The organism is Microbulbifer mixtoriginis (SeqCode), from assembly GCF_052467235.1.
The window spans coordinates 2,734,214-2,747,157 of record NZ_CP174305.1; the positions used below are offsets into that span (position 1 = coordinate 2,734,214).

The 12,944-nt window shown below is 46.6% G+C and carries 11 protein-coding genes; 4 read left to right on the forward strand and 7 right to left on the reverse strand.

Annotated features, from left to right (window positions below; all coding sequences use genetic code 11):
• Positions 1–99 precede the first annotated feature (99 nt).
• Positions 100–672 carry a helix-turn-helix domain-containing protein gene (locus ACJJIO_RS11990; protein ID WP_444883633.1) on the forward strand — a complete coding sequence of 191 codons (573 nt, stop codon included), beginning with the start codon at positions 100–102 and terminating at the stop codon, positions 670–672.
• An 82-nt stretch (positions 673–754) separates the two neighbouring features.
• Here ACJJIO_RS11990 and ACJJIO_RS11995 read toward each other — a convergent pair whose 3' ends face one another.
• The 3 genes from ACJJIO_RS11995 to ACJJIO_RS12005 form a co-directional block, all read right to left on the reverse strand.
• Positions 755–2,344: a SpoVR family protein gene (locus tag ACJJIO_RS11995; RefSeq protein ID WP_444908609.1), complete on the reverse strand. Its 1,590-nt coding sequence runs from the start codon at positions 2,342–2,344 to the stop codon at positions 755–757.
• Complete coding sequence (locus ACJJIO_RS12000; protein ID WP_444883634.1) at positions 2,338–3,621, reverse strand: YeaH/YhbH family protein; 1,284 nt, start codon at positions 3,619–3,621, stop codon at positions 2,338–2,340. Before ACJJIO_RS12000 ends, ACJJIO_RS11995 begins: the two co-directional genes overlap by 7 nt.
• Positions 3,622–3,795: 174 nt before the next feature.
• Positions 3,796–5,718, reverse strand: coding sequence for a PrkA family serine protein kinase (locus ACJJIO_RS12005; RefSeq protein WP_252084352.1), 1,923 nt, complete (start codon positions 5,716–5,718; stop codon positions 3,796–3,798).
• Positions 5,719–6,073: 355 nt separating this feature from the next.
• Between ACJJIO_RS12005 and galE the strand changes: the two genes are divergently transcribed.
• From galE to ACJJIO_RS12020, 3 genes are all read left to right on the forward strand, one after another.
• Positions 6,074–7,099, forward strand: a complete 1,026-nt coding sequence (gene galE / locus ACJJIO_RS12010) for a UDP-glucose 4-epimerase GalE (protein ID WP_444908610.1) — start codon at positions 6,074–6,076, stop codon at positions 7,097–7,099.
• 151 nt (positions 7,100–7,250) lie between these two features.
• Positions 7,251–7,748 carry an ABC transporter ATP-binding protein gene (locus ACJJIO_RS12015; RefSeq protein ID WP_444908611.1) on the forward strand — a complete coding sequence of 166 codons (498 nt, stop codon included), beginning with the start codon at positions 7,251–7,253 and terminating at the stop codon, positions 7,746–7,748.
• 77 nt (positions 7,749–7,825) lie between these two features.
• Positions 7,826–8,758 carry a hypothetical protein gene (locus ACJJIO_RS12020; RefSeq protein ID WP_444908612.1) on the forward strand — a complete coding sequence of 311 codons (933 nt, stop codon included), beginning with the start codon at positions 7,826–7,828 and terminating at the stop codon, positions 8,756–8,758.
• Positions 8,759–8,849: 91 nt separating this feature from the next.
• On the opposite strand, the gene ACJJIO_RS12025 is transcribed toward ACJJIO_RS12020, so the two are convergent.
• From ACJJIO_RS12025 to ACJJIO_RS12040, 4 genes are all read right to left on the reverse strand, one after another.
• Positions 8,850–9,662 (reverse strand): symmetrical bis(5'-nucleosyl)-tetraphosphatase, encoded by an 813-nt coding sequence (locus tag ACJJIO_RS12025; RefSeq protein WP_444883638.1) that lies wholly within the window; start codon positions 9,660–9,662, stop codon positions 8,850–8,852.
• 27 nt (positions 9,663–9,689) lie between these two features.
• The gene (gene rsmA, locus ACJJIO_RS12030) at positions 9,690–10,490 is read right to left on the reverse strand and encodes a 16S rRNA (adenine(1518)-N(6)/adenine(1519)-N(6))-dimethyltransferase RsmA (protein WP_444908613.1); all 801 of its coding nucleotides are present in this window, start codon (positions 10,488–10,490) and stop codon (positions 9,690–9,692) included.
• 44 nt (positions 10,491–10,534) lie between these two features.
• Positions 10,535–11,530 (reverse strand): 4-hydroxythreonine-4-phosphate dehydrogenase PdxA, encoded by a 996-nt coding sequence (gene pdxA / locus ACJJIO_RS12035; protein WP_444908614.1) that lies wholly within the window; start codon positions 11,528–11,530, stop codon positions 10,535–10,537.
• 72 nt (positions 11,531–11,602) lie between these two features.
• On the reverse strand, positions 11,603–12,925 hold the full coding sequence (locus ACJJIO_RS12040; RefSeq protein ID WP_444908615.1) for a peptidylprolyl isomerase: 1,323 nt from the start codon (positions 12,923–12,925) through the stop codon (positions 11,603–11,605).
• Between the last annotated feature and the right edge of the window lie 19 nt (positions 12,926–12,944).

Here is a 12,944-nt window from a genome sequence, read left to right on the forward strand (position 1 = left end):
GTTGGGCAGGATAATTTCGCGCCTGGCTTCGGGGGATGGAGTTGGGGCTTTTGAAATTGACTTGTTCGTCAAGGATTGCAGTTGTTGGGGAGAATAAATATGAGCGAACTACATGTGCTAACCACCGGGGAAGCGGCTCGGTATTGTGGGGTCAACTTCCGAACGGTGATTCGCTGGATTGAGCGGGGGCAGCTCAAGGCTTACAAGCTTCCTGGGCGTGGCGACCATCGGATTTGTGTAGAGGACTTCGTGGGTTTCCTGCGGGATAACTCTATGCCAGTGCCGAATGACCTGGCGGTACCCAGTCGCAAAGTTCTGTTGCTGACAACAGATCCGGAACTGACTTCTTCAGGCCTCCAGGCCTTGAAAAATATCGGCTGTGAAATTGAAGTGGCTGGTGACAGTTTCTCTGCGGGTGTTTTATTAGCTAATGCCAAGCCGGCGCTGTTGGTTGTCGATGCCGCATTGGTTGGTGACGGGGGCTTTCAGGTACTGGATTACTTGAGGTCGCGCAGCGAGTATAGCAGCCTGCGTATCCTGGTTGTGGCTGCTGAGGAAGATCTGGATAAAGCCCGCTGGCTGGATGCGGGGGCCGATGCCCTTCTGGCACATCGTGAAGAACGCGGTGAACTGGCTGCTAAAGCCAGGTTGCTGTTAGAGGCTGATCACTAAGCCAAGTTTTCTGCCTGGATTTATTCCTGGCCATTCGCCCCGTTTGCACGGGAGTTTTAACAAAAAGCTCCCGTGCAAAGATTCAGATAGGTTTCGGAATCAGCATTGACTCCTCTTCTCCTTCCTGCCGATCACGGCCCTGTTCAGGGCAGTGGAAGCTAGCCATAATTTCATCGCCGTTGAGGCTGTTTAGATGTATATCAAAACCCCAGAGTCTGTGTAGATGCCTTAAAACTTCCGGAGTATCTTTGCCAAGTGGCCGGCGGCGATGCTGGGTGTGATTTAAGGTGAGTGAACGATCTCCCCGTGTATCTACAGAGTAAACCTGTATGTTGGGTTCTCGATTACCCAAGTTGTACTGGCCCGCGAGATTCTCCCGAAGTTGTCGATAACCACTTTCGTCATGGATTGCACTGACAACAATTTCATTTTCCTGATCGTTGTCGCTGACACAAAAGAGTTTCATATCACGCATCACTTTTGGTGAGAGAAACTGTAGGATAAAACTCTCATCCTTGAAGTCGCGCATGGCAAACTGGAGTGTTTCTCGCCAATTGCTCCCAGCGATATCTGGGAACCAGCGGCGATCCTCATCGGTTGGTTCTTCACAGATACGCCGGAGATCACTAAATATACTGAAGCCCAAGGTGTATGGATTGATGCCATTGTAATAAGGACTGTCAAAACTGGGCTGATAGATCACGTTCGTATGACTTTGCAGGAACTCCATCATAAAGCCTTCAGTCACTCGTCCTCGCCGGTAGAGTTCTGTTAGCAGTGTGTAGTGCCAAAAAGTGGCCCAGCCCTCGTTCATGACTTGAGTTTGGCGCTGTGGATAAAAATACTGTGCGAGCTTGCGCACGATACGTACTAATTCTCTTTGCCAACCTTCAAGTAAGGGGGCATTTTTTTCGATAAAGTAAAGGAGGTTCTCCTGGGGTTCCTCCGGAAAACGTTTCTCATTGGTTTCCTCGGTGCCTTCTCCAAGTTTTGGGATCGTTCGCCATAGGTCGTTGAGTTGACGTTGCCGATATTCTTCACGCTCCTGTTGCTGGCGCTCTTCTTCAATAGCGGAGATGGGGTAAGGGCGTTTATAGCGATCCACGCCGTAGTTCATTAAGGCATGGCAGGAGTCGAGAATGGCCTCGACTTCATCAAGCCCGTGGCGTTCTTCACAGCGGGAAATATAATTTTTGGCAAAGATTAGGTAGTCGATAATACTACTGGCATCCGTCCAGGAGCGGAAAAGGTAATTGCCCTTGAAAAAAGAATTGTGCCCGTAGGAGGCATGAGCGATCACCAAGGCCTGCATTGTCATGGTGTTTTCTTCCATGAGGTAAGCGATGCAGGGGTTGGAGTTGATAACAATTTCGTAGGCGAGCCCCATTAAACCGCGCTGATAATTATTCTCAACACTTATAAATTGCTTGCCAAACGACCAATGGTTGTAGCCCACTGGCATACCCACCGAAGAGTAGGCATCCATCATTTGTTCTGAACTGATAACCTCAATTTGATTGGGGTAGGTATCCAGGCCAAATTCGTCTGCCAACGCGCCAATGGCGAGGTCATATTCCTGGATCAGCTCAAATGTCCACTCTGAGGTGGTAGAGATAGGGTTTGCTGATTCTGGTTTTTGCGAATCGCTGCCGCTGGCAAATGTATCTAGCATCGAGCGGTCACCTTCTGGCTGAACAGTTGACGGAACACAGGATAAATATCCTGCACATCCACAATTTGCTCCATGGCGAAGTGATTTGGGAATAGGGTACGCACACTTTCGTATTCTTCCCACAAGGCTTGGTGGTCTCTGGGAGTTATTTCCACGTAGGAGTAGTACTGTACATGGGGCATGATGTCGTCAATTAGGATACGATGGCAGGTGCTGGAGTCATCATTCCAGTTGTCACCATCTGAAGCTTGGGCGCCGTAAATATTCCATTCACTCTCCGGGTATCGATCGCGCATAATCCGTCTCATTAACTTCAAAGCGCTGGATACGATGGTTCCCCCTGTCTCACGAGAGTAGAAGAATTCCTCTTCATCCACTTCCTTGGCGCTAGTGTGGTGGCGGATAAAAACGACTTCTGTGTATTCATAACTGCGTTGCAGGAAAAGATAAAGCAGGAGGAAAAAGCGCTTAGCCATATCTTTAGTGGCTTGATTCATAGAGCCGGATACGTCCATAAGGCAGAACATAACCGCACGCGAACGAGGTTTTGGTTGTTTGATTAATAGATTGTATTTCAGATCAAAATCATCCAAAAATGGCACCCGCCCAACACGGCGGCGCAACTCAGCAATTTCGCCTTTCAGAGCCTCTATCTTGCGCTGATCGCGCAGAGCAGTATCTTTTTGTTCCTCTAACTCTAGGGATTTCTCCAGTTCACGGATATTTCGTCTTTTACTACTAGTGAGTGCGATACGACGAGCGTGAGCTGCTCTTAAGGAGCGAATGACATTTAGCCGACCAGGGGTGCCTTCGTTACTGATTCCAGCGCGGACAACTTGAAAGGACTCATTACCAGCGAGCCGCTGTTTAACCATGTTGGGTAGCTGTAGCCCTTCAAACATAAAGTCGAGAAATTCTTCCTGTGAAATTTGAAAGACAAAGTCATCCACTCCCTCGCCACTATCACTGGCTCCTCCGCCATTTCCATCACCACCTTTAGGTTGCTGGCGTGGAATACGATCCCCTGTGGTAAATTCTTTGTTGCCGGGTAAAACACGCTCGACATGCCCCCCTGAGCCATGTGAAAAAAGGGGTTCACTGATATCTCGGGTAGGAATGCTGATACGTTCGCCCTTGTCCATGTCCATTATGGATCGGCTGTTCATAGCGTCACCCACGGCTTTCTTTATATGGGCTTTATAGCGCCTTAAAAAGCGTTGCCGATTTACAGTACTTTTCTTTTTTCCATTTAGGCGGCGGTCGATGATATAGCTCATAGTTCTGCCTTTAGTCTGAATAAAACCATCTGGCAAGGCCACCATACAATCTATTCAGAAATGCTTTTGTCGTCTATTAGGCCCTATGGGGGGCCTAATAGACGAAATTTTTCAGCTCTAGGAAAATAGGAATAGATACTTGAAAGTTTCTATCCGTCATTGCAATTAATCCAGCTACTGAGATTTACGTACTCGGAGATACCATTCTGATAACAGACGAACCTGTTTTTCTGTATAGCCGCGTTCTACCATGCGGGCAACAAAGTCTGCATGCTTGCGCTTGTCATCCGCAGAAGCTTTGGTATTAAAGGAAATAACTGGCAGGAGATCCTCGGTGTTTGAGAACATCTTTTTCTCAATAACAGCGCGCAATTTCTCATAGGATCGCCAATCTGGATTTTTCCCCTGATTGTTGGCGCGAGCACGTAAAACAAAGTTGACAATTTCATTGCGGAAGTCTTTTGGATTAGAGATACCAGCAGGTTTTTCTGTTTTCTCTAATTCTTCATTTAGTGCGCCACGGTCTAGGATTTCCCCAGTCTCTGGATCTCGATATTCCTGATCCTGAATCCAGAAGTCCGCATAAGTGACGTATCTATCAAATAAATTTTGTCCATACTCGGCATACGACTCGAGATATGCGGTTTGAATTTCCTTGCCAATAAATTCTACATATCTTGGAGCGAGATATTCCTTGATGAATCCAAGATAGTTTTCTTGTATTTCTGGAGGGAACTGTTCTTGTTCTATTTGTTGTTCCAGGACATAGAGTAAATGCACAGGATTGGCTGCTACTTCTGTAGCATCAAAATTAAAAACTTTGGAGAGTATTTTGAAGGCAAAGCGAGTGGACAGCCCATTCATTCCTTCATCGACGCCGGCATTATCTCGATACTCTTGTATAGTTTTGGCTTTGGGGTCTGTGTCTTTCAGATTTTCTCCATCATAAATGCGCATTTTCGAGTAGAGGCTTGAATTTTCCGGGTTTTTAATCCGTGAGAGCACCGAAAATTGAGCCAACATACGTAAGGTGTCAGGCGCACATGGAGCTTTTGAAAGGGAGCTATTTTCCAGTAGCTTCTGATAGATTCGAATCTCTTCCTGAACCCGAACACAATAGGGCACTTTGACAATATAAATTCTGTCAAGGAAGGCCTCGTTGTTGCGATTATTCCGGAAGGATTGCCACTCAGACTCATTTGAATGTGCCAGAATAGTCCCATTAAATGGTATAGACCCGAGTCCTTCGGTGCTATTGTAGTTGCCCTCTTGGGTTGCGGTAAGGAGAGGGTGAAGCACCTTGATCGGAGCCTTAAACATCTCAACAAATTCCATCAGCCCTTGGTTGGCACGACAGAGACTGCCTGAAAAGCTGTAGGCATCTGGATCATTCTGAGGAAAATCCTCTAGTTTTCTGATATCAATTTTGCCAACCAGGGAGGAGATGTCCTGATTGTTTTCGTCGCCAGGTTCAGTTTTGGAGATGGCAACCTGATCAAGAATCGATGGGCGGATCTTAACTACCCGAAACTTACTGATATCACCTTTGAATTCATGAAGGCGCTTAACAGCCCAGGGGGACATGATAGTATTTACATAGCGTCTAGCAATACCGTAGTCTTCTTCAAGGATGCGCCCATCTTCATTGGGAGAGAACAAACTCAAAGGGGATTCAAAAACCGGAGACCCTTTTATTGCGTAAATGGGCACTTGCTCCATGAGTGCTTTAAGACGTTCTGCCAGTGAGGATTTACCGCCTCCTACAGGCCCTAATAAATAGAGTATTTGTTTTTTCTCTTCCAGCCCTTGAGCGGCATGTCGGAAGAAGGAGACGATTTGCTCAATTGCCTCCTCCATACCATAGAATTCGCCGAAAGCCTTATAGCGCTTGATAACCTTATTGCAGAAAATACGTGATAAGCGAGGATCGCGAGAGGTGTCTATCAGCTCTGCCTCTCCAATGGCCATCAGCATTCTCTCAGCGGGTGACGCATAGGCACTGCGGTCTGTCTTACAGAGTTCCAGGTATTCTTGAATACTGAGCTCTTCATCCTGGATTGACTCGTATCGTTCCAGGTAGTGATTAAAAATTGTCATGGAATTTACCTCCCTGTAGCCTGGTGGGCAGAGTCCAGCGTCCTGCTTATCATTTTGAATCAGAGCACTGACTAGTTGTTTCGAAGACTGTATTTACTGTGGCTCCCGCAAAGTGTTTGATTGGCGGTTATCCAGTCATTACCTTGTTTGAGTGTTGCCCGGCATAAAGCGCTATTCATTATCGCCGTTGCTAACCTTGTCCTTCCCCGGATTCGATGAAACGGTTCCGGCTTTTCCAGCATAGCTTTTTGGTTCACTACGGCACTGGATTGTTATTCAGAGAGGTTGAATTTAATGGCAGTTTTGGTCTTTACTTACGACCCAGAAGAAGTAAGTGGGTTAATAAGGAACTGAAATGGCGATTTTAGTGACTGGCGGCGCCGGTTATATTGGTAGTCACACCTGTGTTGAGATGCTTTTGGCTGGATTACAGCCAGTAGTGGTGGATAACCTCTCCAATAGCAGTCGTGAGGCCTTAAACAGGGTAAATCTGATCACAGGTGAGGATATACCTTTTTTTGATCTGGATATTGCTGATAAGCCTAGGCTTCGCCAAGTATTTACTGATCACAAGATAAAGGCAGTAATTCATTTTGCAGGCCTTAAAGCAGTGGGTGAATCCGTGGCTCAACCTTTGCGCTATTACCAAAATAATGTGGCTGGTACCTTGGCACTTATGGAGGTGATGGAGGAGTTTGATACTAAACAAATTATCTTCAGTTCCTCAGCTACGGTCTATGGAGATCCAGAAACGGTACCTATACATGAAAGCTTTCCCACTGGCGCTACAAACCCATATGGTGCTAGTAAGCTGATGGTAGAGAATATAATGAGGGATATTTGCTCAGCGCCAGGTAACGGTTGGAAGGTAAGTCTTTTAAGGTATTTTAATCCAATTGGTGCACATAAGAGTGGTTTAATTGGTGAAGATCCTCGTGGTATACCTAATAATTTACTGCCTTATGTTGCCCAGGTTGCTGTTGGTCGGCGCCCATTCCTACAGGTTTTTGGGGATGGCTACGCTACGGTAGATGGTACTGGTGTCAGAGATTATATCCACGTGGTGGACTTGGCTCGAGGTCATCTTGCAGCTTTAAATATGTTGAGTAAACCCTCAACCCCCGTAGGTTGCTATACCCATAATCTTGGTACAGGCAAGGGAAACTCAGTATTAGAGGTAGTAAGGGCTTTTGAGGCGGCTAGTGGCAAGTCTATACCCTATAAAATTGTACCCCGTCGAGCGGGAGATATTGCTGAATGTTATGCAGATCCAACTCTGGCGGAGAGTGAGCTTGGCTGGAAGGCTGAGCATGGCCTGGAACGGATGGTAGAGGATACCTGGCGTTGGCAGTCTCAAAACCCAAATGGTTACGAAGCTTAAGTAACTATCTTCTCTGATTGTAATGCTGTGTAGTGGGAGGGAGTCCACTACTTACTGCCAATTCTCTAAGAACTTTGGAACTATTAACTCCACAAGGAGCCACTACTCTTTGTTATTTAGGATAGCTTATTCTTTATGGAGTGAAGAAGTTTTGAATCAATTGGTTGTTGATGCTCTATATGTTCATCGAGGAATAAACCGTGTTATTGAAAATCTGTCCTTCTCTGCCTCTGCCAGAATAATAAAAATATTGGGAAAGAATGGCTCGGGAAAGACAAGTCTTTTGCTTGGGATATCAGGTCTAATTCCTATATCCTCAGGTACTATTAATTTACTTGGGGAAATAAAAAGGTCAAACCGAAGAGGAAGGTGTGGAGTGTTTTCTGATGCGATCACCCTTCCAGGTTATTTATCTGTTGGGGAGGTCCTATCTGTTTGCCATATACAAAAAACTGACCATTTAAAAGAATTTAAAGAAGAGTTTTTGTGCGATATTCATTCTTGTGCAAAAGTTTCCGACTTATCGGAAGGGCAGCGAAGAAAAGTGGCTATAGTTTGTGCCTTATTTAAAGAAAATGGAGTTCTTTTATTGGATGAGCCTTTCAATGCGTTGGATGAGAACTCTAGCAGAGCTTTGATCGAGTACTGATCAAGTTATTCTGGAATGCTTATTTACGCGAGTCATAATTCCGTTTCTTTTTCAGAAAAAGAAACGGAGGTAATGTTGTGAGCCTGCCTTTGAATAACTTGTTGTTTGCAGGGGTTGCCTTTAGGCTGAGAGTTTGGGTTGAGGTAAATCAATGGATTTTAATTGGGCTGGCCTCAATAATAACCCCTGTATTGATGATGATTCATCTTCCTGTAAGCTTGCTCTTGACAGGAGAAGATGGAGATATAAGGACTTCTCTTTCTATTCTTCTAGTGGCGCATATTGTTTTTGCGGTTTGTGGAATTCTGTTGTCTCCTGAACCTGCGGAGTTAAAATGGTATTTGAGCTGCTTTCACCCTCTAGATCTGATTAAATCTCTATGTATAGTTCAGCTTAAATACAATCCACTTTTTTGGGCGTTATGGTTGCTTCCGCTCTTAGTGTTGGTGTACTTGGGGGAGCCATTTAGTATCTTAGGGTACCTGACTTGGTTTTTCTTATTCTGTAGCATCCAATTGCTTTCTTTTTTGTCTTTAATAGGGCTCAAATATAGACAAATCCTATTTTCACAATCAAGGGCAGTTTTATTAAAAAAATCGCGTATAGTCATCAGATTGCTAATCGCGTTTGCAATTACTATTTACTGTTATATGTTTGCGGCTAATGAGATTTTGATTGCCTTGCGTATTTTATTGGTAGTTGGCTCTTCAATAATTTTTACCTACGCAATAAATTCCATCTTGGAGGATGAGGCTGAAGTCAATTTTTGGATGATGATGAAATCTTGTGGAAAGGGTGAAATTGTTATTCAGGAATACTTCAAAGGTATCCTAATATCCATGCCTGGGATTATGGCAGTTGTCTTTATAAATGGGCTGGAGTCAGCGGCACATTTTTTGATTTATATGCTTGTTATAACGGGGTTCTCTTTACTTTCACTTTATAAGTGGGGGCGAGTTATTTTAGCTCCTTTAGTAGCTGTCTCCGGGGTGATATTGTTGAGCGTATAAACCCTCAAGTCAGGTATACAGCTCTAAGGACAAAACTAAATTTCTAGTAGCCTCCATTGACCTCTGAGATTTTTTATAGTTTTGTGGAGGCTCAGAGGCTGCAGTCTGTACAAAAAAACTCTTCGTCTCCCAGGCGCATAGCTGTTAGATATCCCCCCCATACACAGCCGGTATCCAAAGCATAGATATTTTCGGTATCGGCTCTTCCTTCAAGGGCGGCCCAGTGGCCAAAAATTATTTTGTCATTTTTGGTCTTTCTATTAGAAAAACTAAACCAGGGCTTGTAATCACCATGGGATGCCTGAGGCCCACGCTTGGTAACAAGGTCGAGGGTGCCATCCTCCTTGCAGAGGCGCATGCGCGTGAAATAATTGGTAATTGAACGAAGCCGCTCAATTCCGATTAGGTGATCATCCCAGCAGTGGGGTTCATTACCATACATGCCGTAAAAAAAAGCCTTTGCCATGGCTTCATTCGAGAGAGCATGCTCTACCTCACGAGATAGCTTTTGGGCTTTGGTAATACTCCAGATAGGGGGGATACCGGCGTGGACCATAGTGTATCCCTTTTTATGTACCATTAAGGGAAGGGTCTGTAGCCAGCTTAACAGACGATCTGAATCTTTTGCCCTTAGAATCTTTGCGAGATCTTGCTCTTTCTCTGCAAGATGCTTGGCCCCATGTGCCAAGGCCAAGAGATGCAGATCGTGATTGCCGAGAACAGCGGTAACTTGATAACGGTGTTCATAAAGAAAGCGTAAAGTACCCAGACTGTCTTCGCCACGGTGCACTAAATCTCCGGCGATCCATAGTTTGTCACTGTCAAAACTAAAATGGATTTTCTTTAATAGGCGCTTTAAAGATTCGAAACAACCCTGAATGTCGCCAATAGCATAGGTAGCCAAACTCTTATCTCCCGAGGCTTAACTTGCTCAGTGTTGTCCAAGTTTTGTGCAGTAATTTGATAGCTGTACAAACTCTTGCACACTCAGAGTTTCTGGGCGACGGCTGGCATCCACTGGCAGTTGATCTGGATCGAGATCTGGGAACAGGGGCTTTAGTGCATTGCGCAGTGTTTTACGGCGTTGCTGAAAAGCGACATTGACGATTCTTTCCAATAGTTTTTCATCTTCGGCAATGTAGGGGATCTTGCTATGGGGTATTAGACGGACAATAGCAGACTCCACTTTAGGGGCTGGCCTGAAGGACTGAGGTGGTACTGGAAATAGCCCTTGAACACGGCAGTAATACTGTACCATTACTGTGAGACGGCCATAGGACTTGGTGCCAGGGCTGGCTCCGAGGCGATCGACTACCTCCTTTTGCAGCATAAAGTGCATGTCCTGCACTTTGCTTTTGAAGCTGAGCAAATGAAATAAAAGAGGCGTGGAAATATTGTAGGGGAGATTGCCAACAATACGCAGAGGGTTCTCACTGGCAAATTCTCCAAAATCGAATTTCAATGCGTCTCGCTCAATAATCTTGAAATCAGGGTAGTCCCTGAATTTAAATTCCAACAGAGGAATCAGGTCCCGGTCCAGTTCCACGGCTGTGAGTGAGGGACAACGTTGTATTAGCAATTCGGTAATAGCCCCTTGGCCAGGGCCTATTTCGACCAATTTATCGGTTTCTTTAGGGGCTATTGAACGAACTATACGCTCGATGATATTCCCGTCGACCAAAAAGTTCTGGCCAAAACGCTTGCGTGCCTTATGTTGGAAAAAATTGTCCATTAATTAATCTGCAATTCAAATAGTGGTATTAGGCAAACAGGATGTTATATCACCTGCTGTTTCCGAAGTTGTGCCAGTTCTATTGCCTGAGTGAGGGCAGCTTCGAGACTGCCACAACTGGCTTTGCCAGTGCCCGCCAAGTCCAGGGCGGTGCCATGATCGACCGAGGTGCGAATATAAGGTAAACCCAGGGTGATATTAACCGCCTTGCCGAAGCCATGAAATTTTAACACTGGCAGGCCCTGATCGTGATACATAGCAAGTACTGCATCGAAATGCTCTAACTGGGGTGGGGTAAACAGTGTGTCTGCCGGTAGTGGCCCGGTCAGATGAAGGCCACGTTGACGCAGCCTTTCCAGTGCTGGCTGAATCACTTCGATTTCTTCCCGGCCCAAGTGGCCCCCCTCTCCAGCATGGGGGTTCAATCCACAAACCCCAATGTGAGGTGAATGGATACGGAACTGATCACGCAGACCGCCGTGTAGAATCTCGGTGATGAGCTCCAGACGTTTGCCAGTTATTGCTGTGCTCACATCTTTAAGTGGAAGATGTGTGGTGACAAGGGCTACTCGAAGCTCCTGCGCAGCCAGCATCATGACGACTTGTGCTACGCCTGCTCGCTCCGCAAAAAACTCGGTATGGCCACTGAAGGGAAATCCAGCTTCATTGATTACCCCTTTATGTACAGGGCCCGTCACTAGCGCATCAAATTGACCATTTTGGCACCCATCTGCGGCTATCTCCAATGTCCTCAATACATAGAAGGCGTTGGCGGTGTTTAGCTTTCCAGGTAGGGATGGCTGCTTTAAAGGGCTTTCTAAAATATAGAGACTACCTGGTGCTGTTTCCGACAGCGGGGTTTCTTCAGAGAAAGATATAAGCTGAAGGGGAAGTTTTAGCTTTTTAGCAGCCCGTTCCAGCAGGCTTGGGTCTGCAATGGTAATCAGTTGTGCAGGGCTGCCATGCTGAGACAATTTTACACATATCTCTGGGCCAATACCGGCGGGTTCTCCGGGGGTCAGCGCGATTCTGGGTATCATAGAGGAGTCACACTTTATACGAATAAAAAACCGGGCGCTTTGGCCCGGTCTTCGAGGTCTTAAAAAGCGCTTTTATTGCGCTTCCTGTTCAGGACCTTCTTGCTTTTCATCTTTTAATTTAATTTCTACATAAGCCTGGTCGCGGATTTCCCTGCGCCAATTTTGCAGTTCTTCTTCATAGCGGCGGTTGCGTAAGAGGTTGGCAGCCTGGTTGCGAATATATTGATCGGTCATATCTTGTTTGCGCCGCCCCTCGACCATCAGGATATGCCAGCCGAATTGGCTGCGAAATGGCAGGCTGATTTCGCCGATGCCGGTGGTGTTCATGGCCTGGGTAAATTCAGGCACAAATTGTCCTGGCATAGACCAGCCGAGATCACCGCCGGACAGCATGGAACCAATATCTTCGGAATTCTCGCGAGCGAGCTCGGTAAAGTTATCGCTAGCCATCGCCTCTTCTCGCATGGCTACCAGCTTGTTGTAGGCTTCATCATCTGTGAGGATGGCTGAGGGTTTGAGCAGGATATGACGAACTTTAGTCTGCTCCACTAGTTGCTCGCTGGCACCTTTTTGTGCATGAATCTTGAGCAGGTGGAAGCCGGCATCACTGCGGAAGGGCTCAGAGATATCACCTACCTTGAGGCCGCTTAGAGCATCAGCAAATAGGGTGGGGAGTTCCACTGTTTTGCGCCAACCCAGGTCGCCGCCGGCGAGGGCATTCTGTCCAGCTGAATTGGCGATTGCCAGGCGACGAAAATCTGTGCCATCGCGAACCTGCTGAACCAGCTCCTCGGCTTTCTCACGAGCTTGGGTAACTTCGCTGGCAGGTGCACTGGAGCTGATGGGGATCAAGATATGTCCCAGCTCATACTGAGGGGACTTCCAGAACTCGCCCTCTTTAGAGCGAAGGAAATTGTCGATGTCTTGGTCGGTGATCTGGATTCGGCGGTTGACGCTGCCTTGTTCTACCCGGCGGATCATCAGTTCCTGACGGATCTGCTGGCGAAAGCTCTTCATAGTCATGCCATCGGCACGCAGGCGCTGACGAAATTCTTCAGGGCTGACACTCGCATTTTGTTGAACGCGAGCAATGGCTTGATCGAGCTCGGACTCAGATACTGTAATGCCCGCACGGGAGGCCATCTGTAGCTGTAATCGCTCGATAATCAGTTGTTCCAGTACCTGGCGGCGCAAAACATCTACAGGCGGTGCTTGGACTTGCTGTGCTTGAATCTGGCTGGCAATAGTGTTCATGCGCTGGGCTAGTTCACTGGCCATGACTACATCTTCATCAACAACGGCGACTACCCGGTCCAGGGTTTGTACTTGCGCTGTGACCGTGCCGGCGATCAGGGCGCAAGCAGCCAGAACGGATGACAAGCCTAATCTCGGCATAAATTTCTGCATTATTTTC

What these genes read in the sequence shown, in the direction of transcription:
- ACJJIO_RS11990 (WP_444883633.1), top strand. Translation starts at nt 100, where the DNA reads ATGAGCGAACTACATGTGCTAACCACCGGGGAAGCGGCTCGGTATTGT.
- ACJJIO_RS11995 (WP_444908609.1), bottom strand. Translation starts at nt 2,344, where the DNA reads ATGCTAGATACATTTGCCAGCGGCAGCGATTCGCAAAAACCAGAATCA.
- ACJJIO_RS12000 (WP_444883634.1), bottom strand. Translation starts at nt 3,621, where the DNA reads ATGAGCTATATCATCGACCGCCGCCTAAATGGAAAAAAGAAAAGTACT.
- ACJJIO_RS12005 (WP_252084352.1), bottom strand. Translation starts at nt 5,718, where the DNA reads ATGACAATTTTTAATCACTACCTGGAACGATACGAGTCAATCCAGGAT.
- galE (WP_444908610.1), top strand. Translation starts at nt 6,074, where the DNA reads ATGGCGATTTTAGTGACTGGCGGCGCCGGTTATATTGGTAGTCACACC.
- rsmA (WP_444908613.1), bottom strand. Translation starts at nt 10,490, where the DNA reads ATGGACAATTTTTTCCAACATAAGGCACGCAAGCGTTTTGGCCAGAAC.
- pdxA (WP_444908614.1), bottom strand. Translation starts at nt 11,530, where the DNA reads ATGATACCCAGAATCGCGCTGACCCCCGGAGAACCCGCCGGTATTGGC.
- ACJJIO_RS12040 (WP_444908615.1), bottom strand. Translation starts at nt 12,925, where the DNA reads ATGCCGAGATTAGGCTTGTCATCCGTTCTGGCTGCTTGCGCCCTGATC.